Origin of the sequence: Paenibacillus sp. CH40, assembly GCF_024213605.1 — a bacterium.
Lineage (GTDB): Bacteria > Bacillota > Bacilli > Paenibacillales > Paenibacillaceae > Paenibacillus > Paenibacillus polymyxa_B.
The window spans coordinates 733,553-760,270 of the sequence record NZ_JANAVQ010000001.1 but is presented as its reverse complement, the minus strand read 5'-3'; the positions used below and the strand labels follow the sequence as shown (position 1 = coordinate 760,270).

Here is a 26,718-nt window from a genome sequence, read left to right as displayed (position 1 = left end):
TTTGCACGATACACTTCTTGTGTTCCATGCATAAGGCAAGGGGCTTTTTATTTACTTTTGTCCAACAGCAGCCTTCCTCAATTCCTCGACAACCTGATCTTCCACACTACGGCTACCCAGATCACCGTGGAAAATAACACCTTGGCGTGCGCCGTGAAAATCCGAGCCGCCAGTTGCAATGAGCCCATATTGTGCCGCCATCGCAGTATATCGGCTCTCAGCCTCAGCATCATGGTCCGAATGTCGCACCTCCAAGCCCACAGGCTTCGCCTCCTCTATAATAAAGCGAACCAGCTCATCATTTCCGTATAAGCCAGGGTGGGCCACCACAGGGACCCCTCCTGCTTCACGAATCCAGTTTATGGCCTCCGCAGGCTCTACACGGGGTACAGACACATATCCGGGTGCTCCTTCCGCCAAGTAACGGTCAAACGCATCCCGCATATCCTTCGCATATCCCTTTTGAACCAGCGTATCTGCCATATGTGGACGTCCAATGCTTTCATCTGGTGCCAGCGGTCTGCCCATCGTAGCCACCACTTCATCCAGTGTGATTTCCACGCCCAGACTACGCAATTGACTCAAAATCAAATCATTACGGGTATCCCGCGCCTGGCGAAGCTTTTCCAACCGCTCCAAAAACACTTTATTGCGGTAATCCATAAAATAACCGAGTATATGAATATCCTTACCGCCAGCTCGAGTACTAATTTCCACTCCTGGCACCACAGTAATTCCTATGCGTTTTCCTTCCTTCAGAGCTTCCTCCAGACCAGCTACCGTATCATGATCTGTAATGGCCACACCTGCCAGTCCTTTTTCCTTGGCCCAGCGCACATTATCGGCGGGTGGCTGCATGCCGTCAGATGCTTGGGTGTGTGTATGTAAATCATATCGTTTTACGTTAATCTGCTCCTTCATTATACATCCTCCTTCTCTTTCACCTTTGCAAGCTCGTCCTGCGAGTCCCTCAGCACGTCCGTTCCCTGATCATGACGACGCAAGTAAGACAGGAAGGTGACTACCGGAATCGGCAACAACGCCGACTTCAAATGAATTGCATAAAATTCTCGTTTGAACGTGATATCTGAAATGTTCACAATTTTCAACAAACCGAGCGCAACTTCATGCTTCACCGAAGAAGGTGATAGCATGGTAATACCCAGTCCAGCCTCCACCGCCGATTTAACCGCTCCAGTGCTCCCCATCTCCATTACAATACCAAGTCGAGAGGCATCCACACCACGACTTTTCAGCTCATTTTCTATCACTTGACGTGTACCAGATCCCTTTTCTCTGGCTACAAAGGGATGCTTAAACACATCTTCCAGAACCACTTTTTTAGCCTTGGCCAGCGCATGTCCTGCGGGCACAATCAGTTTCAGTTCGTCCTGCATCACAGGCTCCACCACGATATCTGGATGCTGGACTGGAGCCTCAATCAATCCTAAATTCAACTGATGTTTTAGTATATCATCCATAATTTGAGTCGTATTCATCACATTCATTGCCATGCGTATATGAGGGTATTCCTGGCCAAACGGCCCCAACATTCTTGGTACAATATACTCACCAATCGTTAGACTGGCGCCAATATGCAATCTTCCCTCCAGCATGTGAGTAAAAGCAGACATCGCCTCGTCAGCTTCCCTAATCAGTTGCATGCTTTTTTTCGCAAAAGGTAGTAGTGTCGCTCCCGCCTCTGAAAGCTCGATTTTTTTAGTCGAACGTTGCAGCAGCTTCGTGCCGAAATAATCTTCCAAAGACTGAATTTGCATCGTCACCGCAGGTTGTGTCATATGCAGCGCTTGTGCCGCCGCCGAAAAGCTCCCACGCTCCGCTACGGTATAAAAAATGTGCAACTGATGAAAGTTCATACTGACAGCCCTCTCCCCTCTGATCTCTCTATTTTACCATAAGAAAAACATCTGTCGAAGCATTTCCAAGTAAACTTACTGAATTGGGGGAGTTTTATTGCTGGAAATAAAAAAAGCATGCAGCTGATAACTGCATACTTTCTACTCAAAATTGACGGTAATCATAAGTTCGGAGATTTTTTCATTTAGAGCCGACCGCCCAATCACCGTCTATTTTTGCTTACGAGTGCTTTTCATCAGTGTCATGCGTCGCGAATGGCGTAGCCATGAATAGTATGACTTCAAATCCCTTAATTCAATGGTCTCCGACATTCGACCCAAAAAGGTAATGACAATCATCTTGTGAAGCGGATTCCCCGCAATATCCATCTCGCCGGGCAACTCTCCAAATTCGGCCACGACGACCAGATCACCATCAATTAAATATACATCCTCTTCGTTATGATAGTAGGACTCCATCCTGTTTTGCTTCAGGCATTCCCAAAGCCAGGCGGCGATATGATTCGTCTCGGACTGTTTCTGCTCTATCCGATCTAAGTAGCGAGTTTTCGCATGATTTGTAATCACGATATCGGCGACTTTTTTATCGCCCATCTCCACGTAGAACGGTTCGTATGTACTCCATCGCTGCATTGCTTTGTCACGCACGGGATCACTCTCCCCACCAGATAGGTCTTTATATCTACCAATATATTCATATGTTACCTCAATAGACCCGGGACTACAAGTTACAAAATTGAAGTTTATGGGCGGTTTTTAAAGATTTTTTAGGTCTAACAGCATTAAGACCATTATGCAAAAGTCCTGACTTTACAAAAAAAAGCCAGCCCGTAGGCTGACCTTTTAAGAATATTTCACAATTTTTAGATATTAGAAACTTATATTTCATATTCTTTCATCTTTTCCTTATCGTCGTTGTACTCCGTCCTAATCTCATTTCGAAAAGAGCGCTCGACCTTACGCACATAGGAAAGTCTGCGAATATTTTTAACGGTGTCTTCTGCCCGATCCGCATTCATATATATAACTACATAATGCATACGCTTTGAAATAAAGTGGACATTTCCGTATTTCTCCAGATTGCGGGCAGCCTTGATATCGCTTACCCAAATGATGTACCCTGTCCGCTCGGCAAACATTCGCTTCATCTCCCCTCCACTCGGTATCATTCCTATGACCTATCCACAGGAGCATTTCCCTCCGCTGCCACATCCGCCCTTTTTCACATTCGGATCATTGCTCGGCACCTTAATGGTCTCGGACACGGAATATGCAATCGTTTCAGACATGGCATGAAGCATATCATCCAGCGCCTTTTCGGCTCGTTTGAACTCCTTAACATCCACGAATTGTTCCAGTTCCAGCTCAACGACCTGCACTGCATCCTTCGCTTCATGATAGTTCGGATGAAAATGCCCAAAACGCTCCGTTTCCGCGAATAGCTCCTTTTTGGCATCCAGCTTGCGTACACACGCCTGAATAGACGGATTCAATTCCACACGCTGTTTCCAATATAAATAATCCGATACCTCAAAGGATCGGTTGACCATATCGCCCAATTCATAGGCGTTAATAAGCACTTCTGCCATATTGACCGTATTCAATTCGGCTACGCTCATGAATGTTCATCTCACTTTATATAAAGTTCTACCCAGTAAAAGTAGACTCATTTATCATACCACATCCTTCTTTTGAGAAGAAGGAGTTTCATGCACTTCCTGGCTCTACTATGTAAAAGGAACCAGCAGCCGCATGTCTGACCATTCACTTGGCTGTAAGCTCGCTTGAGAAGGTGTTTCGTCATCCATTCCTGAGGCATACCAGCCTGTGACACTCCATGGTGCACCGGGAACCACCGCCTCTGGTATCCATTTAACCTCTTTCCCACCGATTCGCAGTCCCACAGCAGCCTGCCAACGGATCGCTTGCTCGATCAACTGCCGGGCAGTGGAAGTATGGTAACTCCTCCATTCTTTTGTCCATGAGGAGGGGACTGTAGATCTTTCTGGAAAATAATCAGACGGATCAGGCAGCGTGTGCTCTTGTTCGTAAAAATGCAGCGTGCGTCCTGTATAAACCAAACCTGCTCTTCCCTCTTGAGAAAATATAGGACGGGCTTGAGTAGGGTCGAACCCCATTTCACTGTTGGGGCTGCCTGAACTTATGTTCTCTGGTTCCGAAATCAGTGGATAATGATGAGTTGGCTCGTCCACACCTTCCAGTTCACGACGTGGACCTAATCCAATTGCAGCAAGCGTTTTTCGTATTTTGACAGCAGAGCTCGCCGGAATAATAAAGTCCCTATCGCCGAGCCGTTCCAGCAATCCTTCCAGCACGGGATGGCGTGCAACTATGTCTGCATCCTCCTGTGTGCCACATCGCAAAAGTGTTACCGTTGCAAAAGCAGTCCGTCCGACATCGCCTGCCCACTGTTCTACCGCCATACGTACATGATCAGGCACACCTGTTCGGCTGTATTTATCCAGAAGAGCAGGAATTGCTTTGGCTTCCATTCCTAACTCGATTGCCTCTGTAACACTTTCTCTGGTGATCCGGTATACTACCATCCGATCTCCTGTCACACGTTCACAGCAGCATTCCAGTCGCCAGCGCACATCATATGACACATCTGGTGGAACCAATATTTCAAAATCAGGTTGTACATAAAAAGTACCTTGCTCTTGATGTGTATCCTCGTAATTATTGGGACGAAGCATATCTATCACAGATACATTCCAGCGAAAACACAGTTCGCCCGATACAGTCTGGCCCCAATCACCCATTCCAAAAGCTGTCAGGGCCTTCAGCCAACCCTTCAATTCCTCCATGAAAGGTTCATTGAAATTAAAATCAGATACCGTTTCTCCCGCAAACCCTTCCGGATTTGAGGTTGTAGGAACAAGGTCTAAAAGGGCACCATTCTTGAAATCAGCTCTGCTCGTACTCTCATGCTGGATTAGGCCTACCTGAAGCATCCATTGCAGCAGAAACTTGATAGATATCCACCCTTCTGTTCCTACATACTGGGAGACGGCACACAGCATATAGCGAAAATGCTGCATAGACGCTTCGGCCTTGCCGTATCTTTCCATGAGTGTAGCAAAAATATGCTTGCGCATTTGCCAAGCAGACAAACGAATCCAAGTCGCCAGTTCCGTTTCCTGAATGCGAAAAGACACAGTTTCTTTCACTAACAGCCCCAAACTGAGTAGCAAATCCATCATTACCACCGTTTGCACTGGATACATCTCTGCATGCGCATAATGCAACCCAAGACCCATCAGGTCCTCTGGGCGAAAGGGGGTCAGTTCATTCAATTTTTGCAATGATCGCTTATGTATGGTTCCTTTGGCCGTCAAAGGGACACCTTGTACCGCAATACGTGACAACGCATGCAGCAATTCCGACTCCAGGCCTGTCATTGATTCATGTACCGTTATCGGATGATCCGAATGCATCATGTTCATAGGATTATGCTCTAACAACATATCGTACAGATCCGGTAGCCGATGAACCGGAATATATAAAATTCGTTCGCCCCACGATTTGGTAACAGCCTCCAGCCAGCCCCGGGCACGTAATCCACGCAGTGTCAGTTTCGTTTCGACTCCGCTTAACGCTCCCCGGGTAAGCTGTATAGGTTCTTCTTCCTTCATGGGCTGTCCCGCGTAGCGGATAAAGCATCGTCTAAGTACCAGTAGCTCATCCGATGAAAGCTCATTCCAGCTGTCTTGCGTGTTCGTTACGCCCATTCTTAATTAGGCCTCCTTTTTCTTCCCACGAACTCCAGGCTTAGCATCCCGGCCTCCGATAGCCTCTGTCACACTAAATCTGCGAACCGCATATTCATAGCCTTGCTCGATCAGAAACAGCTGACGACGAGCTGCAAAATCCGTCTCCTTGCTATTCTCCGTCACTAGCGCATAAAAATAAGCTTTATTCTCGCCCGGCTTTGGTCGCAAAATACGGCCCAGTCGCTGTGCTTCTTCCTGGCGAGAGCCAAAGCTACCCGATACCTCTATGGCTACTGCCGCATCTGGCAAATCCACCGCAAAGTTTGCAACCTTGGACACCAATAAGGTCTGAATTGTACCCTTCCGGAACGCATCGAACCAACGCACCCGCTCGGTCTGGCTCATTGAACCCGTAATCAGTGGGACGCTCAGCTCCTGAGCCAATATACGCAATTGGTCCAAATATTGACCAATAATAAGCGTGGGCAAGCCGCTGTGTTGCTGCATCAGGCTACGAACCGCCTCCAGTTTGACCGGATTTTCGGCTGCAATTCGGTACTGCTGTCTGCCCTCCGCACGCATACTGCGCTCCAAGAGTTCAGCTGTCATTGGAAGCCGTAGCTCCACACAATCGACCTGAGCGATCCAGCCCTGCCGCTCCAGCTCCTTCCACGGCATATCGTATCGTTTGGGTCCAATTAAAGAGAACACATCCCGTTCACAACCATCCTCTCGAACCAGCGTGGCCGTTAACCCCAAACGACGGGTAGCCTGAATGTCAGCCGTCGCCCGGAATACTGGCGCGGGTAGCAAATGAACCTCATCATATATAATGAGTCCCCACTTCCGCTCACTCAGCAGTTTCATATGCTCAAAATCCCCATCTTTGGTACGACGGTGTGTCAAAATCTGGTAAGTTGCCACCGTAATCGGACGCACCTCTTTTTTCTGACCACTATACTCCCCGATGGAATCGGCAGGAATATCCGTCTTTTGCTTTAACTCTTCTACCCATTGCCGTACAGAAGTGGTATTGGATGTTAGAATAAGCACCTCGCACTGAAACCGATTCATTACGGCCATACCTATCACTGTTTTTCCGGCTCCGCATGGAAGCACCAGTACACCACTACCCCCTAAGCCGTCCGCTCCTTCAAACGCATCAGCGGCCTTTACTTGATAATCACGAAGCTGCAACTTCGTTTGTCCCTTTCCCAAGGTAAAACTAAGCTGATTCCCTTCAAGATAGCCTGCCGTATCCACAACGGGATATCCCAAGCGCGTTAATTCCTGCTTGAGCAAGCCCCGATTTTCGGGCGGGACCGATGTGCTTACCTCATCAACGCGAAGTAAACCAAGCTGTTTTAGCTCTTGCTTGGTCAGTAGCTCATCCAGTAAAGCAGGGGTCTCTGCTGCCAAGATCAAGCGATCATCCATTGTATAGCTGTTGGCTTTCCCTGTCTTTATACCTCCGTCTGGCTCATGTTCAGCACGGTATGCGCCAATAGTATCTGTGCTATAAGTTCGCTCTTCTTCCGTACCCTCCCTTGAAAGCGTCAACGTCCCATAACGAGAAACGAGCTGTTCAATATCCTTCAACAAATCACGTGGAATATCCCAACGGGACATGGAGTTCAAACTATTTTGAATGTCCTTAGCACTCCATCCGAGGGCAGCTGCGTTCCACAAAGACAGTGGGGTGAGGTGATATGTATGAAAAGTGGACGGGCTTTTAACCAGCTCCGCATAAATCTGCAACTGTGAACGAGCCATTTCTGAACCGGGCAAGCCCATTTCCAGCAGAACGGTAAAATCACGTTGTACAATACAAGGATGTTCTGGATTCATAACTACCTCCTGATAATCTAACCATACATCATTTTAAAGTTATATAATAAATAGCTTATCCGTTTATTCGCATATCAACCAGAACAGCAAGGAGCCCAACCCATATTCGGGTTGAACTCCTGATTAGAAGCTTGGGGTAAAGACCTCCCCAAACTAATGCCTACCTTAATTATTTTTCTAGTGGACCTGCTCGGAAATATGACTAAGCGCCTCTCCAGCGTTGTCTGCAAAAATATTACGAACAGCCAAATCCCCAATCGAGACAATCCCGATCAGACGGTCTCCTTCCGTCACGGGCAAACGACGGATTTGCTGCTCTGCCATCAGCTCAGCTGCTTGGTCCACCGACATGTCCGCACTAGCTGTACGAATACCTGTCGTCATAACCGTATCGACCGAACCCGAACCCGAATTTTTAGCAGCATAGCCGCGAATGACAAGATCACGGTCCGTTACTACACCGATCAACTTATCACTGCCTTCGCTTTCCACAACCGGAATAAAACCAGTATCATTGTCCTTCATTTTGACCGCAATTTCATAAATATTGTCCTGCGGGGTAACCGTTACGCATTTTTTAGTCATAACTTCCTGAACTTTTTTCATGGGTACTCCCTCCTTTTCAAGAGTAGGGTACCCCATTTCATTCAGCTCATACTCCAGATTGAACCGTTCCCAATTCAACTCATTTTAGCCCTTAATTGCCCCTGCTTTTCGTTCCGCAGCGTATCCCGTAGACATCGCAATAAACAAACGAACCGCGTTAATCATAGCATCCTCATCAAAATCAAATTTCGGATGATGGTGTGGATAAACTGCTCCTTTAACTGGGTTACCCGCTCCTACGAACATGAAGCAACCTGGCACACGTTCCAAATAATACGCAAAATCTTCAGCAGGCATCAGCTTCGACGCTTCCTGTACATTCTCCTCGCCAAAAACAGATTTTGCTTCATTAAAGAAACGAGATGCTTCATGTGCGTCATTGACAACTGGTGGGTATCCCATAATATAGCGAACCTGTGCTGTTGTACCGTATGTTGCGGCTGTAAGCTCTGTCACCTGATGCAGTCGCTCCTTCATTACCGTTCGTGTCTCCTCATCAAACGTACGAATCGTCCCACTCAAGCGACACGTTTCTGCGATCACATTTTGCGCAGAGCCCCCTTGGATGGTTCCCACCGTCAGCACGGCAGGTCGCAAAGGGTCGACTGAACGGCTTACGATACTTTGCAGTTGCATAACAAGAGCTGAACCCGCCACCACACTATCATTAGTGGACTGAGGCATGCCACCATGCCCACCCTTACCTGTGATTTCAATATAAAAATCGTCTGCCGCCGCCATCAGCGGCCCTGCACAACTCGCAGCCGTCCCGACCGGAAAAGGTGTCCATAAATGGATGCCATAAATGACGTCCACACCTTCCAATATACCATTCTTTATTACACTGACCGCTCCGCCAGGCAGCAATTCCTCGGCAGGTTGGAACAACAACCGAATTTCTCCTTGCAGCTCGTCCCGGTTCAGACTAAAATAGTAAGCCGTTCCAAGCAACGCGGATGTATGTCCGTCATGGCCGCAAGCATGCATGGCTCCGTCCACGCTGGAGCGATATTCACATTCCTTTTCATCCTGAATAGGAAGAGCATCCATATCGGCACGCAGTAAGACGACAGGCCCAGGTTTAGCACCACGAATGGTACCTACAACACCGTGTCCCCCTACCTGACGGCGAATCTCGATTCCCCAACTCTCCAACTTATCCGCTACAAAAGCTGCGGTTTTGCTTTCTTGAAAGGAAATTTCGGGATTCTTATGTAAATGTCTACGCCATTCCACCATGTTTTCTTGCAAACGATCAAACCAGGTCTCGTCTATCACATGTTGTGTCATTCTGCTCCACCTCTCCTTTTAAAACACCGGGCAAGTTCCCGATTAAACATGCAGCGTCACCACGTATGCACCGCTGCTCTCAAGTCTTCATTTTTATCCTATTGTAGCAGATATGGAATTGTTGCGATATCTGTTGCTCCAGGGAGCTTGCAGAAGCCCATCAAACATAATATGATAAAATGGATAAACGATAAAATGATAACCGTCTGCGAGGAATATACCTTGTGGCGAATACCGGGGGAAGCTGATATGAGAAATACGAAGCCGGAGACTCGAAGAAGAGGCACACCGGATTTCCAATTGCTGATCCTCACTTTGTTACTGGTTGGATTCGGTGTAATTATGGTATTTAGCTCCAGCTCCAGCGTAGCTCTGCTGAATAAAGAATACAATTTTGATTCTTTATATTTTGTGAAGCGCCAATCTGCTTTTGCTGTACTTGGACTTTTTATTATGTTGGTAGCTATGAATATTAAGATGGAAAAATATAAAAAGCTTTTTGTACCTTTATTTTTCATAACTATATTACTGCTAATCATCGTTCTTTTTACAGGCTCACTTAACGGCGCAAAAAGCTGGCTCAGGTTTGGTAGTGTTGGCTTCCAGCCAACGGAGCTTGCGAAAATTTCCATCATTCTTTACTTATCCGCACTCATCGTCAAAAAAGGTGATCGCTTTAGAGATCTGCGGACTGGCTACATACCTGTAACAGTCATTGTAGGCTGTGTTGCAGGACTCATCATGCTTCAACCTGATTTAGGCTCCTGCTTCATTTTGGTTGCCACCAGTGGTCTGATTATTTATGCCGGGGGAGCCAGTGTCAAGCATATTACAGCATCAATCGTCCTGCTCGTGCTAGGTGCTTCCATCGTGTTTGGTATTGGGTCGTTGTTTGGAGGAGATTCTGGAACCACAGATGGACAAGCTGCTGCCCAGCAAGATTATAAAATCGGGCGCTTTCAAGCCTTTCTTAATCCCGAGAAATATAGACAAGGAACGGGATACAATCTGGTACAGTCCTTGCAAGCTATAGGTGAAGGCGGCTTAAACGGGTCAGGCTTTGGTAAAGGTATTATCAAGCTTCACTATCTTCCTAATTCATTTAATGATTTTATCTTTTCCGTAATCGGTGAAGAATTCGGATTTATCGGAACAGCCATATTCCTGATGCTATATTTGTATTTTATTTGGCGAGGCATGATCATTGCTCTTCGTTGCCATGATCCGTTCGGAACGTTGGTAGGCACCGGCATCATGGGTTTGATCGCCATTCAGGCCTTCATTAATATCGGCGGTGTAACCCAAACGATTCCAATCACTGGCGTAACGCTTCCATTTATCAGCTTTGGTGGCTCCTCCCTACTTGTCATGATGTTTTCCATGGGCATTATGCTCAGTATTTCTCGTGAGAACACCAAACAAGCGGTGCAGGAACGCACCACAGGGGTAGCTGTCCGTAATGAAGTACCCAATCGCTTTCAAACTCGTAGAACCAACCGTTTTCGCTAAAAAAAGAACTTCCAAGGACCACTTACAACGGTGGCTTTGGAAGTTCTTTTGGTTATGTATAAAATACGAGAGCCCTCTGCAAAAATGGCTATACTGTTGATTCCCAAAACGAAAACTGGCGATTCTATAACCACCAGTTTTCGTGTTTTTATTCGGGTTATCCCACGGAGTTTCCCGACATGTATACAATTGGTTAAAAATGTAAATTTGTCAGTTCCTGATTCTTTTACACTGCGTCGTCCTTGAACGCGACACCTTCCACTTTTACGTTCACTTCCACAACCCGCAAACCCGTCATACTTTCGACGGCTTCTCGCACATTTTGCTGAAGAATTCGGGACACCTCATGAATAGGTGTTTCGTAGAGCACGACAATACGTAGATCAATGGCAGCTTCCAGCTGTCCAACCTCCACTGATACGCCTTTTTGTACATTTTTACCGCTCAGCCTTTTGGCCCAGCCTTCCGATAAACCGCCTGACATTGCAGCAATGCCCGGTGTCTCTAATGCGGCCATCCCGGCAATTTTACCTACGACATCGTTGGAAATCTTGATGTTTCCTGCTTCCAGTTGTTGAATTTGCTCTGCCATGACCTATGTCCCCCTTCATCCATCCTTTATTTGTATTGTAAAGCCTCAGCCACTCCAAATGCAAACCCTACGTATGAAAAACAACTTTCGTTTACAACCTATATCATTTTGGGTATATTAATTTAGAAAATCCATACAAGTGACAGCTTTCGCCAAACTTGTACACATCTATTGATATCGAGGTGCTCTTCATTGAAAAAATGGTTATCTCCCGCTTTGCTCATAGCGACATTTGCTCTTAGCGCAGTCGCTCATTACACCCATTGGAATGCTATAGCCCAATTTGTCATTTGTGCAATTTCTGTTGTATTCGTAGCCGGTTTTCTCGGCAGGGCGACCGAAAGTGTCGCGCATTATGCTGGCCAACGTCTAGGTGGGTTCTTAAATGCCACCTTTGGTAACGCAGCCGAACTGATCATCGCCATCTTTCTCGTTAAAGAAGGTCTTTACGATATGGTAAAGGCCAGTCTTACCGGTTCCATCATCGGTAATCTGCTGCTGGTGCTCGGAGCAAGTCTGTTCGCTGGCGGTTTAAAGTACAAAGTGCAAAATTTCAATGTATCGCTGGCTGGATTAAGTGGTTCTCTGATGATTGTGGCTGTTATTGCCTTGTTCGTTCCAGCTGTCTTTCTGAACACACACGTTATCACAGATAGCGAATCAGATACGCTCAGCCTGATTGTCGCAGGCACGCTCATTGTCGCGTATATTGCGTGGCTTATTTTTTCTATGATTACGCATAAGGACTATTTAGCTGACGTGACCGAACAAAAAGATGAAGAATTGCCACATGAGCATGCCCCTGTGTGGTCCAGAAACAAATCCATTGCCTATTTGGTACTCGCTACCGTCATGGTCGCTTTTGTCAGCGAATGGCTGGTAGGTACACTGGAGGTGTTTACGACCCAATTTGGGCTCAGCGAATTGTTTGTAGGTGCCTTCCTCGTCGCTATTATTGGTAATGCAGCCGAACATAGCGCTGCTATTTTACTGGCGATGAAAAACAAAATCGGTGCATCGGTCGAAATAGCTGTCGGCAGCAGTTTGCAAATTGCGCTATTTGTTGCCCCTGTGCTGATTTTTGTCAGTTACTTTATGGGAAACACGATGAATATTGTTTTCACCACTATTGAGCTGGTCGCCATTGCTGTCGCTGTATTTATCGCCAAATCCATCACCCAGGACGGCTCAACCAACTGGTATGAGGGACTCATGCTACTGGTAGTGTATGTATTGTTAGGTGTATCCTTCTTCCTTGTGTAGCTTTTAAGGTTTTAAAATGTGCATTAGGATGGTGGAAGGGCGAGGCGCTTTTGCCATCCTAATGGAACATTTTTTTTAAAAAAGGCATCAAAAAAAGCATGCTCTCAAACTCCGCATGCTCTCATCAATTCAACCGTCTTCCTAATTGGCCTTATTATTCATGGCCTCATATAGAATAGCCAGATTGCGTTCCAGCTCACTGACCAGCTGTTTACCTACCATTTCCGGAAGAAGTCCAGCGCGAACCGCAAAATCCACTTCCTTGGAAAATCCGTACATCTGAGTATCCAGCACTTCCTCATAGAGAGGGCAATAACGGGTTGCCAGATTCTCCATCTGTACTTCAATAAGCTTCTTTATTTTATCTGCATCTTCCTGAAGCAGATTAATAGCCTTGATATTCAATTGTTCCTGCAAATCAGATGAAGTCATGGATTCTTCCCCCCTATGTCTCAATGTCGCACAAGACGTCCTATCCTTAATATTAGACCAAATTGCAGGCTAATACAAGAACCTGACAAAAAAAGCATCCCTACAGTTACAGGTAGGGATGCTTTTGCTTTAAGAATAAAGTTAGCTGGCTACTGAAATATGAAGTCCATGCTTCTCGAATACCTCAATGATCGCTTTCTTAGCTTCCTCCGCATCTGGTCCATGAACGTGTAGTTCATAGCTATGGCTGCTGACTAGGGTCGTAAACAAGCCCAGTATACTTTTCACATCAATATACTTATTTTCGGAATGAAGGACGATGGAAGAGGTGAACTTGCTCGCCGTCTGTGCAATTTCAACAACCGCCGCGTTATTATTGGACATAGAGATCCCTCGCTTTACTGAATTGTCATGTATCGTTACTCACCCATAATAATACATTGAAATCGCTTTCTCAGCAAGAACGGATATCGTTATTTTAAATTCTCAGGGTTTAATGGCTCCAGCTCAGGCAGTACAAAGATGCCGTCTTTACGAATCAAAACATCGTCAAAATAAATTTCACCACCGCCATATTCTGGACGCTGTATCAACACCAAATCCCAGTGGATCGATGAACGATTACCGTTATCCGCTGTTTCATAAGCTTGACCCGGTGTAAAATGCAAGCTGCCGGCGATTTTCTCGTCAAACAAAATATCCTTCATTGGATGTAAAATGTGCGGATTAAATCCGATGGCAAACTCGCCAATATAACGTGCTCCCTCGTCAGAATCGAGAATATCATTCAGCCGCTTCGTATCGTTACTCGTCGCTTCCACGATCTTACCATTTTCAAAACGGAATTTAACATTTTCAAAAGTAATACCATTATACAGGGTTTGTGCATTATAGCTGATAGTTCCGTTAACGGAATCACGTACAGGCGCGCTGTATACTTCGCCATCCGGGATATTGCATTGACCTGAACACTTGATAGCTCCGATTTGCTTAATAGAGAAATTCAAATCCGTACCCGGTCCGCTGATCCGTACCTTGTCCGTCCGATTCATCAGGTCTGCCAATGCATCTTGAGCTTTGTCCATTTTTGCATAATCCAGATTACACACATCGAAATAAAAATCTTCGAACGCTTCTGTGCTGATATTTGCCAATTGAGCCATGCTGTCATTCGGATAACGCAGCACTACCCATTTAGTGTGTTTCACCCGTTGTTCGCTATGTACCGCATGCTGATAAATGGAATTATACATTTTCATTTTATCTTCCGGCACATCTGACAGATCATTTACATTTTCACCTGCACGAATTCCGATGTAGCAGTGCATTTGCTTCATCCGGTTAAGGTCAATCTCAGCCCAGGTCTCCAGCATCTCCTTTGTCGCGTGACGAAGCATGGCGCTCTGTACCTTACGGTCTGTAAGTTGTACAAAAACATTTCCACCTTTTTTACCAACTTCATGAATGATGGCGTTAAGCAAGTCGCGCTCTGTACCAATCATTTCGATCAATACATTTTCTCCAGGCTGCACTTCAACAGAGTAACCGACCAGATTTTCTGCCAGCTTAAGTATTCTAGGATCTTTCATGTAGTGTCTCTCCTTCTCTATTTCATTCTTTTTGAACAATGGTTAATTCAAAATTCATTGTATCATGCCCGCCACGTTACTTGTAGTCCTTAAAAGTAACTCTGGTTATCAAAGCCTCTTGATGCAGTTCTTCATTCGCTCCTTGTCGGGAAATCCTGCATTCCGATGAAAGCTTTAAGGGTAAACCTGTTTGGCGATCTATGGTCAGATGATACACAGTACGCACAATGGATTGCTCCAGCTGGTTGCTCATATCCTCACAACTTTGTGCCCATATTTGGCTCAACTTCTTTTGCAGTTCTCGATTTGTTCCTGTATGCTGCGTTTTTAATATCCCGATTTGAGGGTTTAAAGTATTCATTTCTTTTATTAAACGATCTTTCAACCAGCGCTTTGCCGAAGCAGATTCCGGTTCAATCCTCAACACCCAAGTTCCCCGGGCAGCTCCCGTTTCCATACGAATGCTCTTATTCAGTGTATTTAATTCCTCAAGCTCCTGAATCGGATTGAAGCGATTTAACATACCATTTCCAACCAGAGGGGGATAACCGGATGTCAGCGCAACCCATTTTCCACTCTGACGAAGAAAACGTTCTTGTGTAACATCATGCTCGGACTTACCTTGTTGCAGAGCTGCGTAGCCACCTTGCTTACGAAAAGCCACTACAGAGCCCCAGTGCATGGTCAATTCATCGTGATTTCTTAGCCTACCGCGATATTCAAACTGCTTATTCGTCGGCAGACCACTGTCAGCTCTAATTGCAGTCCGTCCAGTAAACGTTACCATCTCTTTGCCGGCCATTCCTGCAACAGCTCTCTTAAAAATCTGCTCAGGAGTATATTGTCGATCCAGTGCACAACCACTTAACACACCTATTACAAGGAACACACAAACCTGCATCACCCATTGCTTTCTCCAATACATCCATCATCCGTCCTATCCTGAACATAACTGTACTCATGAGCAATAAGCCTGCTTCAAGGCAGTTATGCTACCTGGTTCACTTTATCGTGTTTTCCCTATAATTCAATCATACACACGATATAGCTACGTCTAGGATTACCTGTCTGCAATGGGTTATGCAAGACAAAAAGAGAACATTCCCTATGGAATATTCTCTACACATTGGCTACATGATCAACAACTATTCGATTGCGTCCTTCATTTTTCGCTTCGTACAAGGCCATATCAGCCCTATAAAATAAAGATTCAATACTGATCTGCTCATCCAACCAGTTCCATTCAGCAATCCCGCAAGAAACAGTCACCTGAGGCTCGGTTTCATGCTGCACACGGTAACGTATTTTTTCTGCATATTCGAGCGCCTGCTGAACCCCCAGCTGTGGTAAATAAATGGCAAGCTCCTCGCCGCCCCATCTTGCACATACATCCTCATCGCGAGTCGCCGAACGAACGATATTGCTGACGCTTTTCAAAATTTCGTCACCCGTCTGATGCCCATGCGTATCATTCACCTGTTTGAATTGATCAATATCTACCAAAATAAGAGATCCACAGAAATCCTTTTCCTGATGTTGCTGAATGATTTGGTCCACATAGTGACGTACATACAGACCTGTTAACATATCCATATTAGCCAACCGCCGCACTTCAGCGTGCAGCATAGCATTGGTTACCGCCAATCCGATATGAGGGGCTAGCATTTGCAGCATTTTGTAATTATCGTAAGAGAAAGAGTGTGGAAGCTTGCTGGACAATAGTATAACCCCTTTAGGAGTACCGCTGGTCTTCATAGGTACAGCCATCAAAGACTGGGAGTCTGTCGCATCCATAAAATGAGAGGATATCTTTCCATCCTTTCTATAGTCCGACACAATCACTGGTTCTCCTGTTAAGCGTATCAGCCCAGCAAATCCATCTTCAAGAGGGTAACTTTCCAGTCTTAAGCTTTCCACATTACTCGACATGACTTTAAAACAGTTTCCATCCTGATCAAGCTGTACAATACAACAAAAGTCCGCCATGAACATTTTTAATAACTCCTGCACAGCAAATTCAAATATTTCATTTAACTTCAGGCTCTGATTCAAGCGCTGAACCAGTTCATTAATGAGACGCAATTCATGGATAAGTACATTCGATTGCTCAAGCAGCTTCGCATTTTCAAATGCAGTACCAGCCGTATCCGCCATCATGGCAATCAGCTCTACATCCACTTTTTTCATACTATCCGCACCCGATGGAAGAATCATATGGAAAACACCGTATACACCCTGCTTGCCACGTAATGGGATGGCGATTTCAGTTATTTCATCTTGTGTACCGACAGGCTCGTTCACAGCCATTTGCCCTTTCATAAATGCACGGACGCATACATCTTCATCCCGTTCATGCAGCAGCAAAGGTTTGACCTGCGGATTGCGACTGTGTCGATCCTGACTCATGTACAAGGTGATATCTACATGGGGAAACAAATAGGCGATGCTCCCGAATACCTCATCCAGCACGCCTTCCACGTCAATTTTGTCATGCATCCGTTTTACAATCTGAAATAAAATAGAACGGCGTCTACCTTCACGATCGCTTCGATTCTGCATCCCAAGGATATCTTCCATAAATATGTACTCAAACTTCGAGTAAAAGCAGGATTTAAAATGTAAAGCAGCTACTAAAAATGTATCCTGATTTGAGACAGAATGTTGAGCAGGCCGTGTAAAACGAAGAGCGGCAAAGGGCTCCCTCTTATAATTACGGCATAGTATGGGAACCATATACACAAACGCAAGGCTTCCATCACGAAGTTTGCGCTGGCTCACTTCCATCTCTCTAGATATGCAACAACGTTCGACCAAATCCAAATCCTCGTCATCATCTTCTTCCCTACCAGCAACACGAACACCTATAAAATTAAAAACAGCAGTATACTCTTCGTTAATCCAGGATATACCATTGCTCTGCTGTAACCAACTCCGATATCCTTGGACAAGAAGCTGATTAATATAGGGGAAATCATAGGGTGTCATGTCCATGTTCTGGAGCCAGGCAAAAGACGTATATCCTTTATCATCAAACAGCGGAGCACCGCTAGCCTGGACTGTTTTACTGTCAAGCATTTGCTGATCCGTTGTTGAAAATTCCGACATATTAAGGCGCTCCTTCACAGCAAAGTTAGCTGTACCAAGACAGCGGCTATACACCACTATAGCTCATAATATGATCTATTTTACTCTCAACTTTAGAAATTTGCATCCATTTTTCAGAAATTCGTCCCACTTTTTTAGTTCTAAAGCCCTATCGACAAATTTTGACGTTTTCATTCTTTTTCTCTTCTTGACATTGACCTACTCTTACATATAGTATATATTATTGAAAAAGACTGTACGGCAGAACTATCTACTGTGCGGATCTTAAATTTTGGGCGTAACAGTTTGTGTCACCCTCATCTTTTTTGTTGCTGACAGGACAGCGGCTGAACTTTTCTGTCAGTAGTGCGTCTTACCTTAATAGGTAGCGCCGAACAAATTGGAGCGCAAAGAGAGCCCCAACTCAAATTTTAATTATGAAGGAGTTAACTCTATAATGGCACGTTACACTGGTCCTAAATTTAAATTGAGCCGTCGTCTCGGTATTTCCCTGAGCGGCACAGGTAAAGAATTGAAACGCCCTTTCCCTCCGGGACAACATGGTGCAAACCAACGGAGAAAAATCAGCAACTACGGTATGCAGCTTCAAGAGAAACAAAAGCTGCGTCACATGTACGGCTTGGGTGAAAAACAATTCCGTACCCTGTTCAATAAAGCTCAACACATGCACGGTATCGCTGGTGAAAACTTTATGTTCTTGCTGGAAAGCCGTCTGGACAACCTTGTATTCCGTCTTGGCTTTGCTAATTCCCGTGCAGGCGCACGTCAATTGGTAGCTCACGGTCACGTTACTGTGAACGGTAAAAAAGTTGACATCGCTTCTTACCAAGTAAGCCCTGGCGACGTGATCGGTCTTCGTGAAAGAAGTCGTTCCCTGTCTTCCATCAAAGAAGCTTTGGAAAACCGCAACCACTTGGCAGCTTACCTGGAGTACAATGACGCAGCTCTGGAAGGTAAATTCATTCGTTTGCCTGAGCGTGGCGAATTGTCCCAAGATATCGATGAAAAACAAATCGTCGAATTCTACAACCGCTAATCCTTGCATTAGCACCAAAAAGCACCCGAATTTATTCGGGTGCTTTTTTATATTCTCTATGCATCGAGCCTGAGGGTTTTATTCAACGGGGATGTATACCTTCATACTCAAATGATCTGGATAGCAGGAATTCATCACGTCCGTAATTTCAAAATCAGGCCCCTCCCTCCGTTCAAAATTAGAATTAGGAAGCCATGTGCCATAGATAAAGTCTCGTATATTCTGAACCCGTCCATCTGAACCCGAAGCGTCAAACTCAGCATACTTCCCTGCTGGAATCTCCATATATATGAAACCCTCTGCCAGTTCTTTTGACTCTTTTTCAACTGCCTCGCCCACCACAAATGAAAATGCACCGTTATCTTCAAATCGACAGGCAACCCCATATGACATTCCCGGTGCAATTTTGTTCGGAATACACATAAAATATTCATTTGCTCCAAAGTGTCCATAAAATCCTGGGATTTCTTTATAGTGCCGCTCATTATTCAGATTTGTTTTATATTCATATCCTACAATTTTGACCGTTTCGAGCTGCAATATCACCGGCTTATTCACATCCAAATCCCCCATCGTATTTTTTTGGTAATCCAGAAAATTGATTTTACTTTGCCCAGGAAGCTCAATATCACCGTTACGATACTTCCCAGGGGTGATCCCAAAATTCTTTTCAAAAGCGCGGGTAAAAGCCTCTTGTGAGTTGTACTGATACTCAATAGCAACGTCCAACACTTTTTGATTGGATTGTTTTAGCTGTTCAGCCGCCTCGGACAATCTTCTCCTTCTTATATATTGTTGAACCGTAAAACCCGAAATGGCCTGAAAAACCCGCTGGAAATGAAAAGCTGAAAAGCATGCCTGTGAAGCAATATCGGCAATTTTTAGATCCTCCCGGAGATTCAATTCAATAAACTCAATCGCACACTGAATTCGTTTAAAGTAGTCCATATAATCCTTCCCCGCACTTGTAATTGTTTTGGTTATCGATCCTACACCCAAATTGTGCAACCCACGTTTTCATTATGTATAACTCTTTACCTACATGTTTGATTATTTGTGCTAAGTTTACCATGACTTTTCACTTTGCAAAAATAAAAAAGCAGCGCTGAGATCGATACAATCTCAGCGCTGCTTTTGAATATATTTTCATTATCCAAGCTTGATTTTAGCAAATTTTCGTTTACCTACCTGCACAATGTCGCCTTCCTTCGGCGTGTATGCTTCGTTCACATCGGTCCATTTCTCTTCGTTAATTTTGACCGAACCCTGCTGAATACTGCGCTTGGCTTCACCGTTAGATGCTGCAAAGCCCAGATGAGTCAGCAACTGGATCACACGAATGCCACCTTCTTCTAACTGATCAGCCGTCAAGGTGAACTCTTCAATATCGTCAGGCAGCGCACGTTGCTGGAATACGGTCACAAAATGCTGCTTCGCTGCTTCCTCTGCTTCTTCACCATGGTACATGCGCACTAACGTTCCAGCCAGCTTCATTTTGGCATCACGTGGATGCACTGAGCCGTCCTTAACACCTTTCGCCAGCTCTGACAGCTCCTCGTTGTTGATATCCGTTGCAAGCTCAAAATATTTCAGCATCAGCTCGTCAGGAACGGACATGGACTTCCCGTATATTTCGTTCGGCTCCTCATCAACACCAATGTAGTTCCCTAAACTTTTGCTCATCTTCTGGACGCCATCCAGCCCTTCAAGCAATGGTAATGTAATCGTAGCCTGCGGCTCAACTCCGTATTCTTTTTGCAGGGTTCTGCCCATTAGCAGGTTAAACTTCTGATCCGTCCCCCCCAATTCAATATCGCTTTGGAGAGCCACGGAATCCATGCCCTGCATCAGCGGGTAAAAGAACTCATGGATGCTGATCGGCAATCCGTTTTGGTACCTTTTTGTAAAATCATCCCGTTCCAACATACGGGCAACCGTTACTTTGGCCGACAGGGTTACTACATCAGCAAAAGACATTGGCCCTAACCATTCGGAATTGTAGAATACCTTTGTTTTTTCAGGATCGAGAATTTTAAAAATTTGTTCCTTGTACGTTTGTGCATTACGCTGTACATCTTCCTCAGTCAGTTGCTTACGAGTCTCCGATTTACCTGTCGGATCACCAATTCTTCCCGTAAAATCTCCGATAATCAGTTGCACTTGATGGCCTAATTCCTGGAACTGGCGCAGTTTGTGCATAACAACCGTATGTCCGATGTGAATGTCAGGCGCAGATGGATCAAGACCCAGCTTAATTTTGAGTGGCTCGCCGCTAACGACCGATTTAATAACCTTACGCTTCAGCTCATCCTCAGGTACAATTTCCGCTACTCCACGACGTATCACCTCTAGCTGTCGCTCGACCTCTACCTGTTGCTCCGGCTTCAATTCTTCCCACTTCATCCTGTATACCTCCTATTTTTCATCCAAAATATTACATATTAGACAAACCAAAAAGCCCCTTTCATCCCAAGGGACGAGAAGGAGCTGCTCGCGTTACCACCCTAATTAAAGAAACGCATGTCAAAGACAGACATTTCTTTCACTTCATTCCTATAACGGGCCTACACCCGGTACTGGATTACTATGATAGCTTCGCAAACCTGCAAATGCTTTCCATTCATCCAGACAGCTCCAGACGGTAATTCAAAGGAGGGACGCTACCGATTCACACCACCCATCGGCTCTCTGTACAACGTGAATCCGCCTTCTACTGAAGTCTTTCTCTGCTTTTCACGATATTTACTTTGACCTATTTATAACACACTGCTTTTATGTAGTCAACGACACCAAAAGACAGGCTTTTTAGCATATGGGTTCATTTTGTAATTTTATGCTATAATAATGGCTGTTATAAAGGAGGAAGACTTAATGGTTGAAGAAAAAAACAATGTATCAGAGCCAAAGCCTTCCCGCTTGCGGACAACCATGCGAAGGCTCGGCCGTGTCATAAAGTGGGTCGTCATCATCGGTTTTATGGGGGCACTATTTGCAGGAGGAGCCGCCGCCGGCTATGTTGCTTCTATTGTAAAAAGCGAACCCGTGCGTTCCAGATCCATGATCCTACAGGAAGTAGATAAGAATGCAATCACAGGCTTCGCTTATTTCAATGATGGCTCTCCCATCGGACAACTTCGGACAGAAGAAGATCGAAGACCTGTCACTTTTAAGGAGATTCCACAACTCGTCATTGACGCAGTCATTGCCATTGAAGATAATCATTTTTACGAGCATAAAGGTGTCGATCTGTCGGGAACGCTGCGTGCTGTGAAGCAAAAGGCGTTGCATGAATCCGTACAAACCGGGGGTAGTACCCTCACCCAGCAGCTTGCGCGTCGTGTCTTTCTAAATCTCGATCGCACGGATGACCGCAAGGTCAAAGAAATTTTGCTATCTCTGCGCCTTGAGCGCTTCCTAAGCAAGCAACAAATTATTACGGCCTATCTCAATAAAGTACCTTTTGGTAATGGTTCAAGCGGTTACAACGTCTTTGGCATTAAAGCAGCGGCAAAAGGTATCTTTAATGAGAATGATCTGAACGAGCTTAATATAGCCCAGGCTGCCTATCTAGCAGGTTTGCCACAGCTTCCTTCTTCTTATTCTGCTTTCAACGGTAAGGGTGAGTTTAATGAAGCTGGCTTTAAAAGAGCCATCAACCGCCAGCACCTGGTACTCAGTCGAATGCTGGAGGAGAACAAAATCAATAAAGCACAGTATGATGAAGCGATGGCTTTTGATATTAAAAAATCTCTCGCACCACGCACTGTTAAAGCTTATAACACCTATCCATACCTTATGATGGAAACAGAACGACAAGCTGCGCAGGCACTCATGTCTGTCACCAATCCGGGTCAAGCAGCTAATGCCAGTGCAGATACCAAGACCAAGGATGATAACGATTTACTCAAAGAAGCCGAACAGCAACTTCGCACAGGCGGTTATATGGTGTACACCACTATTGATAAGAGCGTATACAAATCTATGCGTCAAATTGCAGAAAATAAAAACAACTTCTCTGCCACTAGTAAAACCAAGGGTGACGAACAAGCAGCGGCTATTTTGATTCAGCATAAAACAGGCGCCATTCTTGGAATGATGGAAGGTCGGGACTTCCAAAAGGAGCAGATGAATTATGCCACCCAGATGGTACGTCAGCCGGGTTCGGCAATGAAACCGATTGCTGCCTATCTCCCTGCATTGGACAGCGGTCTTGTGCAGCCTGGTAGTATCGTGGATGATGCCCCTATTATTTTGAAAGATGGCAGTAATGGATATCACATTCCGAAAAATTCTAACAACCGCTATCAAGGATTGGTCACGGCGCGTTATGCACTGAATCAATCGCTTAATACGATAGCACTCAAGCTGTTTAACGAAAAAGTAGGGATTAGCAATGCTTGGGCTTTTGCTAAAAAACTGGGTATCACCACCTTGGAATCTAGTGATAACAACGCCCAAACGGGTGTACTTGGCGGCTTAGCCCACGGGGTGACCGTCGAGGAACTCACGAATGCATATGGAGCCATTCCAAATGGCGGTGTGTTTAATGATGCCTATATGATCGAAAAGATTGTGGATTCGCAAGGCAATATTGTATATAAGCATCAGCCTAATCCTGTGCAGGCCTTCTCACCGCAAACCGCCTACCTGATGACAGATATGTTGCGTACAGCCGTGTCGGAAGGCACAGGCAGACTGGTGAAGCGGAACTTTGATCAATCCGGTAAGATTCCGATTGCCGGCAAGACAGGCACTACGCAATCCTACACTGATGTTTGGTTCGAGGGCTTTACGCCTGACGTCACACTAGGTGTATGGGTTGGTTACAAGCAACCTGTCAATAAGCTTGAAACGAAAGTCCAAAAAGAGCGGGCTCGCCGCTTATGGGCTCTAATCATGAATGAAGTAACAGCTAAAGATGCTCAGCTGTTCCAAACGGACAGCTTCAAGAGACCTGACGGCATTGTAAGCCGTACAGCATCCGCATATGGTTCGGACATTTATAACAGTAAGTATCCACCTAAAAACAGTGAAAATGGTGTGAGCCGTGCGAAATATATTACCTACCAAGGTGTGAATTATATTCCACGCGATGGTACACCGGATGATATGTTATATGAACGGACCGTTAGGAAACGGGAAAAGTCAATCTCAGAATTGATTAAAGAGCTTCAGCAAGCCTTTAAGGTGATGAGACGACATAATTCGTTGTCCTACTATCTACCTCAGGATGCAGATAAGGAAGCTCCTACTCAGATTGATCCACGCAAGGACGATGGAGCAGCTCCTAACGCTCCATCTAGTGTCAACGTAAGCTATAGTGACGGTAAAGCCATAATCAGCTTTAGCCCTAGCGGAAACAGCGACGTCGTAGGATACCGTCTGTATCGTTCTACAGATGGGGGTAGCTTCCAACGGCTTGGCAAGGTCGTTATGGCTGACGGCTCCAAGGTGTTCTCTGACAGCCCTGGAGGCAGCAGCTCCAGCTACTACGTGACTGCCGTTGATGTGGGCGGTCATGAGTCCGGGCCAAGCACGAAAGCAAGCGCAGCACCTGTGGTGCCACCTGCAGATTCTGAGTCTCCAAACGTTCCGGGCGAGGGAGATGGAACAGGTGCGCAGCCTACAGAGGTTCCTACTGCCCCTGGACAGCCTCAAGCTAAAGCCGCTGGCTCATCCGTAGCGCTCCAATGGAGCGCAGGTAAGTCTGCAGACGCTATTACAGGCTATAACGTGTATTACAGCGAAAACGGTGCGGAGCCTTTTACAAACATAGGCTCTACCGCATCTACCAGCTTTGAATATAAGTCGGGGAAAAAGCCAAAAGGCTGGTTTCGTGTCACTTCCATGAATGCCATGGGGGAATCGGCTCCTTCTGGAGCCGTCCGTCCATAACTGAAGACAAAAGCAGAAAGTGATAGGTTGGGTGAAGATGAGATTCACCCTAACAAAAAGGGAGTCCCCTTAGCCATTAAGGCTTTGGAGACTCCCTTTTTTAATTCTAATATGCAGAGCACTTCAATCCTCTATGGTGGATAAGTCACCTGTAGGAAGGTTAAGCTCCCAGGCTTTCAACACGCGTCTCATAATTTTACCGGAACGGGTTTTAGGTAACTTTTCCTTAAACTCAATTTCGCGTGGAGCAGCATGAGCAGACAGCCCTTCCTTAACGAAGCGATAGATGTCCTGCTTTAAAGCTTCAGACGGTGCATAGCCTTCACGCAGTGCAACAAAAGCTTTGATAATTTCTCCCCGCACGGTATCTGGTTTTCCAATGACTCCTGCTTCCGCTACAGCAGGATGCTCCAGAAGCTTGCTCTCCACCTCAAAAGGGCCGATTCGTTCCCCGGAAGAGTTAATGACATCATCAATCCTACCCTGAAACCAGAAATATCCGTCCTCATCCATGTAAGCTGAATCACCCGATACATACCAACCGGGAAAGCGGAAATATTCCTGAAACTTGTTCGGATTGTTCCATATACGATTCATCATGGATGGCCATGGTGTTCGGATCGCCAAGTGGCCCATCCGGTTAGGAGGCAACACCTGCCCTCTGTCGTCCAAAATAGCAGCCTGGATACCTGGGAGTGGCTTTCCCATCGAACCCGGCTTAATCGGCAGCTCAGGGTAATTACAGATCAACTGTGCTCCTGTTTCTGTCATCCACCAAGTATCATGAATGCGTTGTGTATACACTTGCCATCCCCATCGCACCACTTCTGGATTCAGCGGTTCCCCAACGGATAAAACATGCCGCAGACTGCTAAGATCATATTTGGAAACAACCTGCTCCCCTGCGCTCATCAGCATCCGAAACGCTGTAGGAGCACTATACCATATGGTCACTTCGTGACGCTCAATCGTGCGGTACCAGTCTTCCGGGCTGAAACGCCCCCCACGAATGACATTCGTTGCTCCATTTAGCCATGGAGCAAAAATACCGTATGATGTTCCCGTGACCCAGCCAGGATCAGCAGTACACCAATACACATCATCTTCCCGCAAATCCAGCACCATTTTCCCAGTATAGTAATGCTGAATCATTGCATTTTGCACATGATACACGCCTTTGGGCTTGCCTGTTGAGCCTGATGTATAGTGAATAATTAATCCATCTTCACGATTCAACCATTCTGGCTCAAGTTCCTCTGAGGATGTGAGCATTTCTGTCTCAAAATCGATAATTCCCTGCTCGCGTTCATCCATATCACCAACCACAAAAATATGTCGCAGCTCAGGAAGTTCCTCACGTTTTACCCGTGACAGAAGCGCAGGTGTGGTCACTAATGCTACTGCCCCACTATCCTCCAATCGATCCTTAACCGCAGTTTCCATAAACGCCTCAAACAATGGACCGACAACAGCCCCTACCTTTAGAACACCAAGTAAACTAATAACCAGCTCGGGTGAACGCGGCATGAAAATAAACACCCGCTCCCCTTTACCAATACCGTATTTGCGAAGCACATTTCCGAACCTGTTAGAGCTAGCACGAAGCTGAGAGAAGGTGTAGGTTTCATGACGGTTTGCGTCACAATACAATAGTGCCGCTTTCTCCCCTCGTCCTTCCTGTACATGTCGATCAATGGCTTCATGTGCCATATTTACCTTGCCTGTTTCATACCACGTAAAATGACGCTCTGCATCTTCCCACTGAAAGTTGTTGTAAGCTTGTTCATACGGGCCCATGTTGGATGTGGGAACTACAGTCTGGAGTTCTTCAAACTTCATACGTTCAGCCTCCTCACAATAGATTAATGAGAATCACACAGAACAAGATAACGCTTACAAAATCAATAAAGCAGATGAAGTCCTTTGGTTTACTGATTGATTT

At 45.6% G+C, this 26,718-nt stretch carries 22 protein-coding genes and 1 other annotated feature; of the genes, 4 read left to right on the top strand and 18 right to left on the bottom strand.

Annotation, left to right across the window (positions count from 1 at the left end):
- Nucleotides 1-51: 51 nt before the first annotated feature.
- The 9 genes from NLX73_RS03155 to NLX73_RS03115 all read right to left on the bottom strand — a co-directional run bounded on the left by NLX73_RS03155 (nt 52) and on the right by NLX73_RS03115 (nt 9,355).
- The gene (locus NLX73_RS03155) at nt 52-921 is read right to left on the bottom strand and encodes a PHP domain-containing protein (protein WP_254325339.1); all 870 of its coding nucleotides are present in this window, start codon (nt 919-921) and stop codon (nt 52-54) included.
- A complete protein-coding gene (locus NLX73_RS03150) occupies nt 921-1,877 on the bottom strand; it encodes a selenium metabolism-associated LysR family transcriptional regulator (RefSeq protein WP_254325338.1) in 957 nt (318 codons plus the stop codon). The genes NLX73_RS03155 and NLX73_RS03150 overlap by 1 nt, the downstream gene beginning before the upstream one ends.
- 210 nt (nt 1,878-2,087) lie before the next feature.
- Nucleotides 2,088-2,525: a hypothetical protein gene (locus NLX73_RS03145; RefSeq protein WP_023989315.1), complete on the bottom strand. Its 438-nt coding sequence runs from the start codon at nt 2,523-2,525 to the stop codon at nt 2,088-2,090.
- A 230-nt stretch (nt 2,526-2,755) separates the two neighbouring features.
- Nucleotides 2,756-3,016, bottom strand: a complete 261-nt coding sequence (locus NLX73_RS03140; RefSeq protein ID WP_023989316.1) for a YlbG family protein — start codon at nt 3,014-3,016, stop codon at nt 2,756-2,758.
- Between the two features lie 39 nt (nt 3,017-3,055).
- A complete protein-coding gene (locus tag NLX73_RS03135) occupies nt 3,056-3,496 on the bottom strand; it encodes a YlbF/YmcA family competence regulator (RefSeq protein ID WP_013310906.1) in 441 nt (146 codons plus the stop codon).
- Nucleotides 3,497-3,604: 108 nt separating this feature from the next.
- A complete protein-coding gene (locus NLX73_RS03130; protein ID WP_254325337.1) occupies nt 3,605-5,629 on the bottom strand; it encodes a helicase-associated domain-containing protein in 2,025 nt (674 codons plus the stop codon).
- 6 nt (nt 5,630-5,635) lie between these two features.
- Nucleotides 5,636-7,459 (bottom strand): DNA repair helicase XPB, encoded by a 1,824-nt coding sequence (locus tag NLX73_RS03125; RefSeq protein ID WP_254325336.1) that lies wholly within the window; start codon nt 7,457-7,459, stop codon nt 5,636-5,638.
- Between the two features lie 177 nt (nt 7,460-7,636).
- Nucleotides 7,637-8,065, bottom strand: coding sequence for a CBS domain-containing protein (locus tag NLX73_RS03120; RefSeq protein WP_254325335.1), 429 nt, complete (start codon nt 8,063-8,065; stop codon nt 7,637-7,639).
- An 84-nt stretch (nt 8,066-8,149) separates the two neighbouring features.
- Complete coding sequence (locus NLX73_RS03115) at nt 8,150-9,355, bottom strand: M20 family metallopeptidase (protein ID WP_254325334.1); 1,206 nt, start codon at nt 9,353-9,355, stop codon at nt 8,150-8,152.
- Nucleotides 9,356-9,604: 249 nt separating this feature from the next.
- Here NLX73_RS03115 and ftsW point away from each other — a divergent pair, with 249 nt between their 5' ends.
- The gene (ftsW, locus tag NLX73_RS03110; protein WP_061829008.1) at nt 9,605-10,864 is read left to right on the top strand and encodes a putative lipid II flippase FtsW; all 1,260 of its coding nucleotides are present in this window, start codon (nt 9,605-9,607) and stop codon (nt 10,862-10,864) included.
- Nucleotides 10,865-11,090: 226 nt separating this feature from the next.
- On the opposite strand, the gene NLX73_RS03105 is transcribed toward ftsW, so the two are convergent.
- On the bottom strand, nt 11,091-11,456 hold the full coding sequence (locus NLX73_RS03105) for an Asp23/Gls24 family envelope stress response protein (RefSeq protein ID WP_235309494.1): 366 nt from the start codon (nt 11,454-11,456) through the stop codon (nt 11,091-11,093).
- Nucleotides 11,457-11,648: 192 nt separating this feature from the next.
- Between NLX73_RS03105 and cax the strand changes: the two genes are divergently transcribed.
- Complete coding sequence (gene cax / locus NLX73_RS03100) at nt 11,649-12,719, top strand: calcium/proton exchanger (RefSeq protein ID WP_254325333.1); 1,071 nt, start codon at nt 11,649-11,651, stop codon at nt 12,717-12,719.
- A gap of 141 nt (nt 12,720-12,860) precedes the next feature.
- Here the strand turns inward: cax and NLX73_RS03095 are convergent, their stop codons facing one another.
- From NLX73_RS03095 to NLX73_RS03075, 5 genes are all read right to left on the bottom strand, one after another.
- Nucleotides 12,861-13,151, bottom strand: coding sequence for an Fpa/YlaN family protein (locus NLX73_RS03095; RefSeq protein ID WP_007431028.1), 291 nt, complete (start codon nt 13,149-13,151; stop codon nt 12,861-12,863).
- A 141-nt stretch (nt 13,152-13,292) separates the two neighbouring features.
- Nucleotides 13,293-13,535 (bottom strand): HPr family phosphocarrier protein, encoded by a 243-nt coding sequence (locus tag NLX73_RS03090; protein WP_013310915.1) that lies wholly within the window; start codon nt 13,533-13,535, stop codon nt 13,293-13,295.
- An 89-nt stretch (nt 13,536-13,624) separates the two neighbouring features.
- The gene (locus NLX73_RS03085; RefSeq protein WP_013310916.1) at nt 13,625-14,740 is read right to left on the bottom strand and encodes an aminopeptidase; all 1,116 of its coding nucleotides are present in this window, start codon (nt 14,738-14,740) and stop codon (nt 13,625-13,627) included.
- Between the two features lie 76 nt (nt 14,741-14,816).
- A complete protein-coding gene (locus NLX73_RS03080; protein WP_254325689.1) occupies nt 14,817-15,641 on the bottom strand; it encodes a hypothetical protein in 825 nt (274 codons plus the stop codon).
- A 218-nt stretch (nt 15,642-15,859) separates the two neighbouring features.
- Nucleotides 15,860-17,845, bottom strand: a complete 1,986-nt coding sequence (locus NLX73_RS03075; RefSeq protein ID WP_254325332.1) for a sensor domain-containing diguanylate cyclase — start codon at nt 17,843-17,845, stop codon at nt 15,860-15,862.
- A 436-nt stretch (nt 17,846-18,281) separates the two neighbouring features.
- On the opposite strand from NLX73_RS03075, the gene rpsD reads away from it, so the two are divergent.
- The gene (rpsD, locus tag NLX73_RS03070; protein WP_061829003.1) at nt 18,282-18,881 is read left to right on the top strand and encodes a 30S ribosomal protein S4; all 600 of its coding nucleotides are present in this window, start codon (nt 18,282-18,284) and stop codon (nt 18,879-18,881) included.
- Nucleotides 18,882-18,959: 78 nt separating this feature from the next.
- Here the strand turns inward: rpsD and NLX73_RS03065 are convergent, their stop codons facing one another.
- Together NLX73_RS03065 and tyrS are read right to left on the bottom strand one after the other, a co-directional pair.
- Complete coding sequence (locus tag NLX73_RS03065) at nt 18,960-19,829, bottom strand: AraC family transcriptional regulator (RefSeq protein WP_254325331.1); 870 nt, start codon at nt 19,827-19,829, stop codon at nt 18,960-18,962.
- A 201-nt stretch (nt 19,830-20,030) separates the two neighbouring features.
- Nucleotides 20,031-21,284, bottom strand: coding sequence for a tyrosine--tRNA ligase (gene tyrS / locus NLX73_RS03060; RefSeq protein ID WP_061829001.1), 1,254 nt, complete (start codon nt 21,282-21,284; stop codon nt 20,031-20,033).
- A 66-nt stretch (nt 21,285-21,350) separates the two neighbouring features.
- Nucleotides 21,351-21,617: a binding site (T-box leader), on the bottom strand.
- 135 nt (nt 21,618-21,752) lie between these two features.
- On the opposite strand from tyrS, the gene NLX73_RS03055 reads away from it, so the two are divergent.
- On the top strand, nt 21,753-24,776 hold the full coding sequence (locus NLX73_RS03055; protein ID WP_254325330.1) for a transglycosylase domain-containing protein: 3,024 nt from the start codon (nt 21,753-21,755) through the stop codon (nt 24,774-24,776).
- A gap of 123 nt (nt 24,777-24,899) precedes the next feature.
- On the opposite strand, the gene acsA is transcribed toward NLX73_RS03055, so the two are convergent.
- Nucleotides 24,900-26,615, bottom strand: coding sequence for an acetate--CoA ligase (gene acsA, locus NLX73_RS03050; protein WP_165177400.1), 1,716 nt, complete (start codon nt 26,613-26,615; stop codon nt 24,900-24,902).
- Between the last annotated feature and the right edge of the window lie 103 nt (nt 26,616-26,718).

Coding starts and splice junctions, on each gene's coding strand:
- NLX73_RS03155 (WP_254325339.1), bottom strand. CDS start 921: ATGAAGGAGCAGATTAACGTAAAACGATATGATTTACATACACACACC.
- NLX73_RS03150 (WP_254325338.1), bottom strand. CDS start 1,877: ATGAACTTTCATCAGTTGCACATTTTTTATACCGTAGCGGAGCGTGGG.
- NLX73_RS03140 (WP_023989316.1), bottom strand. CDS start 3,016: ATGTTTGCCGAGCGGACAGGGTACATCATTTGGGTAAGCGATATCAAG.
- NLX73_RS03135 (WP_013310906.1), bottom strand. CDS start 3,496: ATGAGCGTAGCCGAATTGAATACGGTCAATATGGCAGAAGTGCTTATT.
- NLX73_RS03130 (WP_254325337.1), bottom strand. CDS start 5,629: ATGGGCGTAACGAACACGCAAGACAGCTGGAATGAGCTTTCATCGGAT.
- NLX73_RS03125 (WP_254325336.1), bottom strand. CDS start 7,459: ATGAATCCAGAACATCCTTGTATTGTACAACGTGATTTTACCGTTCTG.
- NLX73_RS03120 (WP_254325335.1), bottom strand. CDS start 8,065: ATGAAAAAAGTTCAGGAAGTTATGACTAAAAAATGCGTAACGGTTACC.
- NLX73_RS03115 (WP_254325334.1), bottom strand. CDS start 9,355: ATGACACAACATGTGATAGACGAGACCTGGTTTGATCGTTTGCAAGAA.
- ftsW (WP_061829008.1), top strand. CDS start 9,605: ATGAGAAATACGAAGCCGGAGACTCGAAGAAGAGGCACACCGGATTTC.
- NLX73_RS03105 (WP_235309494.1), bottom strand. CDS start 11,456: ATGGCAGAGCAAATTCAACAACTGGAAGCAGGAAACATCAAGATTTCC.
- NLX73_RS03095 (WP_007431028.1), bottom strand. CDS start 13,151: ATGACTTCATCTGATTTGCAGGAACAATTGAATATCAAGGCTATTAAT.
- NLX73_RS03090 (WP_013310915.1), bottom strand. CDS start 13,535: ATGTCCAATAATAACGCGGCGGTTGTTGAAATTGCACAGACGGCGAGC.
- NLX73_RS03085 (WP_013310916.1), bottom strand. CDS start 14,740: ATGAAAGATCCTAGAATACTTAAGCTGGCAGAAAATCTGGTCGGTTAC.
- NLX73_RS03080 (WP_254325689.1), bottom strand. CDS start 15,641: ATGCAGGTTTGTGTGTTCCTTGTAATAGGTGTGTTAAGTGGTTGTGCA.
- NLX73_RS03075 (WP_254325332.1), bottom strand. CDS start 17,845: ATGTCGGAATTTTCAACAACGGATCAGCAAATGCTTGACAGTAAAACA.
- rpsD (WP_061829003.1), top strand. CDS start 18,282: ATGGCACGTTACACTGGTCCTAAATTTAAATTGAGCCGTCGTCTCGGT.
- NLX73_RS03065 (WP_254325331.1), bottom strand. CDS start 19,829: ATGGACTACTTTAAACGAATTCAGTGTGCGATTGAGTTTATTGAATTG.
- tyrS (WP_061829001.1), bottom strand. CDS start 21,284: ATGAAGTGGGAAGAATTGAAGCCGGAGCAACAGGTAGAGGTCGAGCGA.
- NLX73_RS03055 (WP_254325330.1), top strand. CDS start 21,753: ATGGTTGAAGAAAAAAACAATGTATCAGAGCCAAAGCCTTCCCGCTTG.
- acsA (WP_165177400.1), bottom strand. CDS start 26,615: ATGAAGTTTGAAGAACTCCAGACTGTAGTTCCCACATCCAACATGGGC.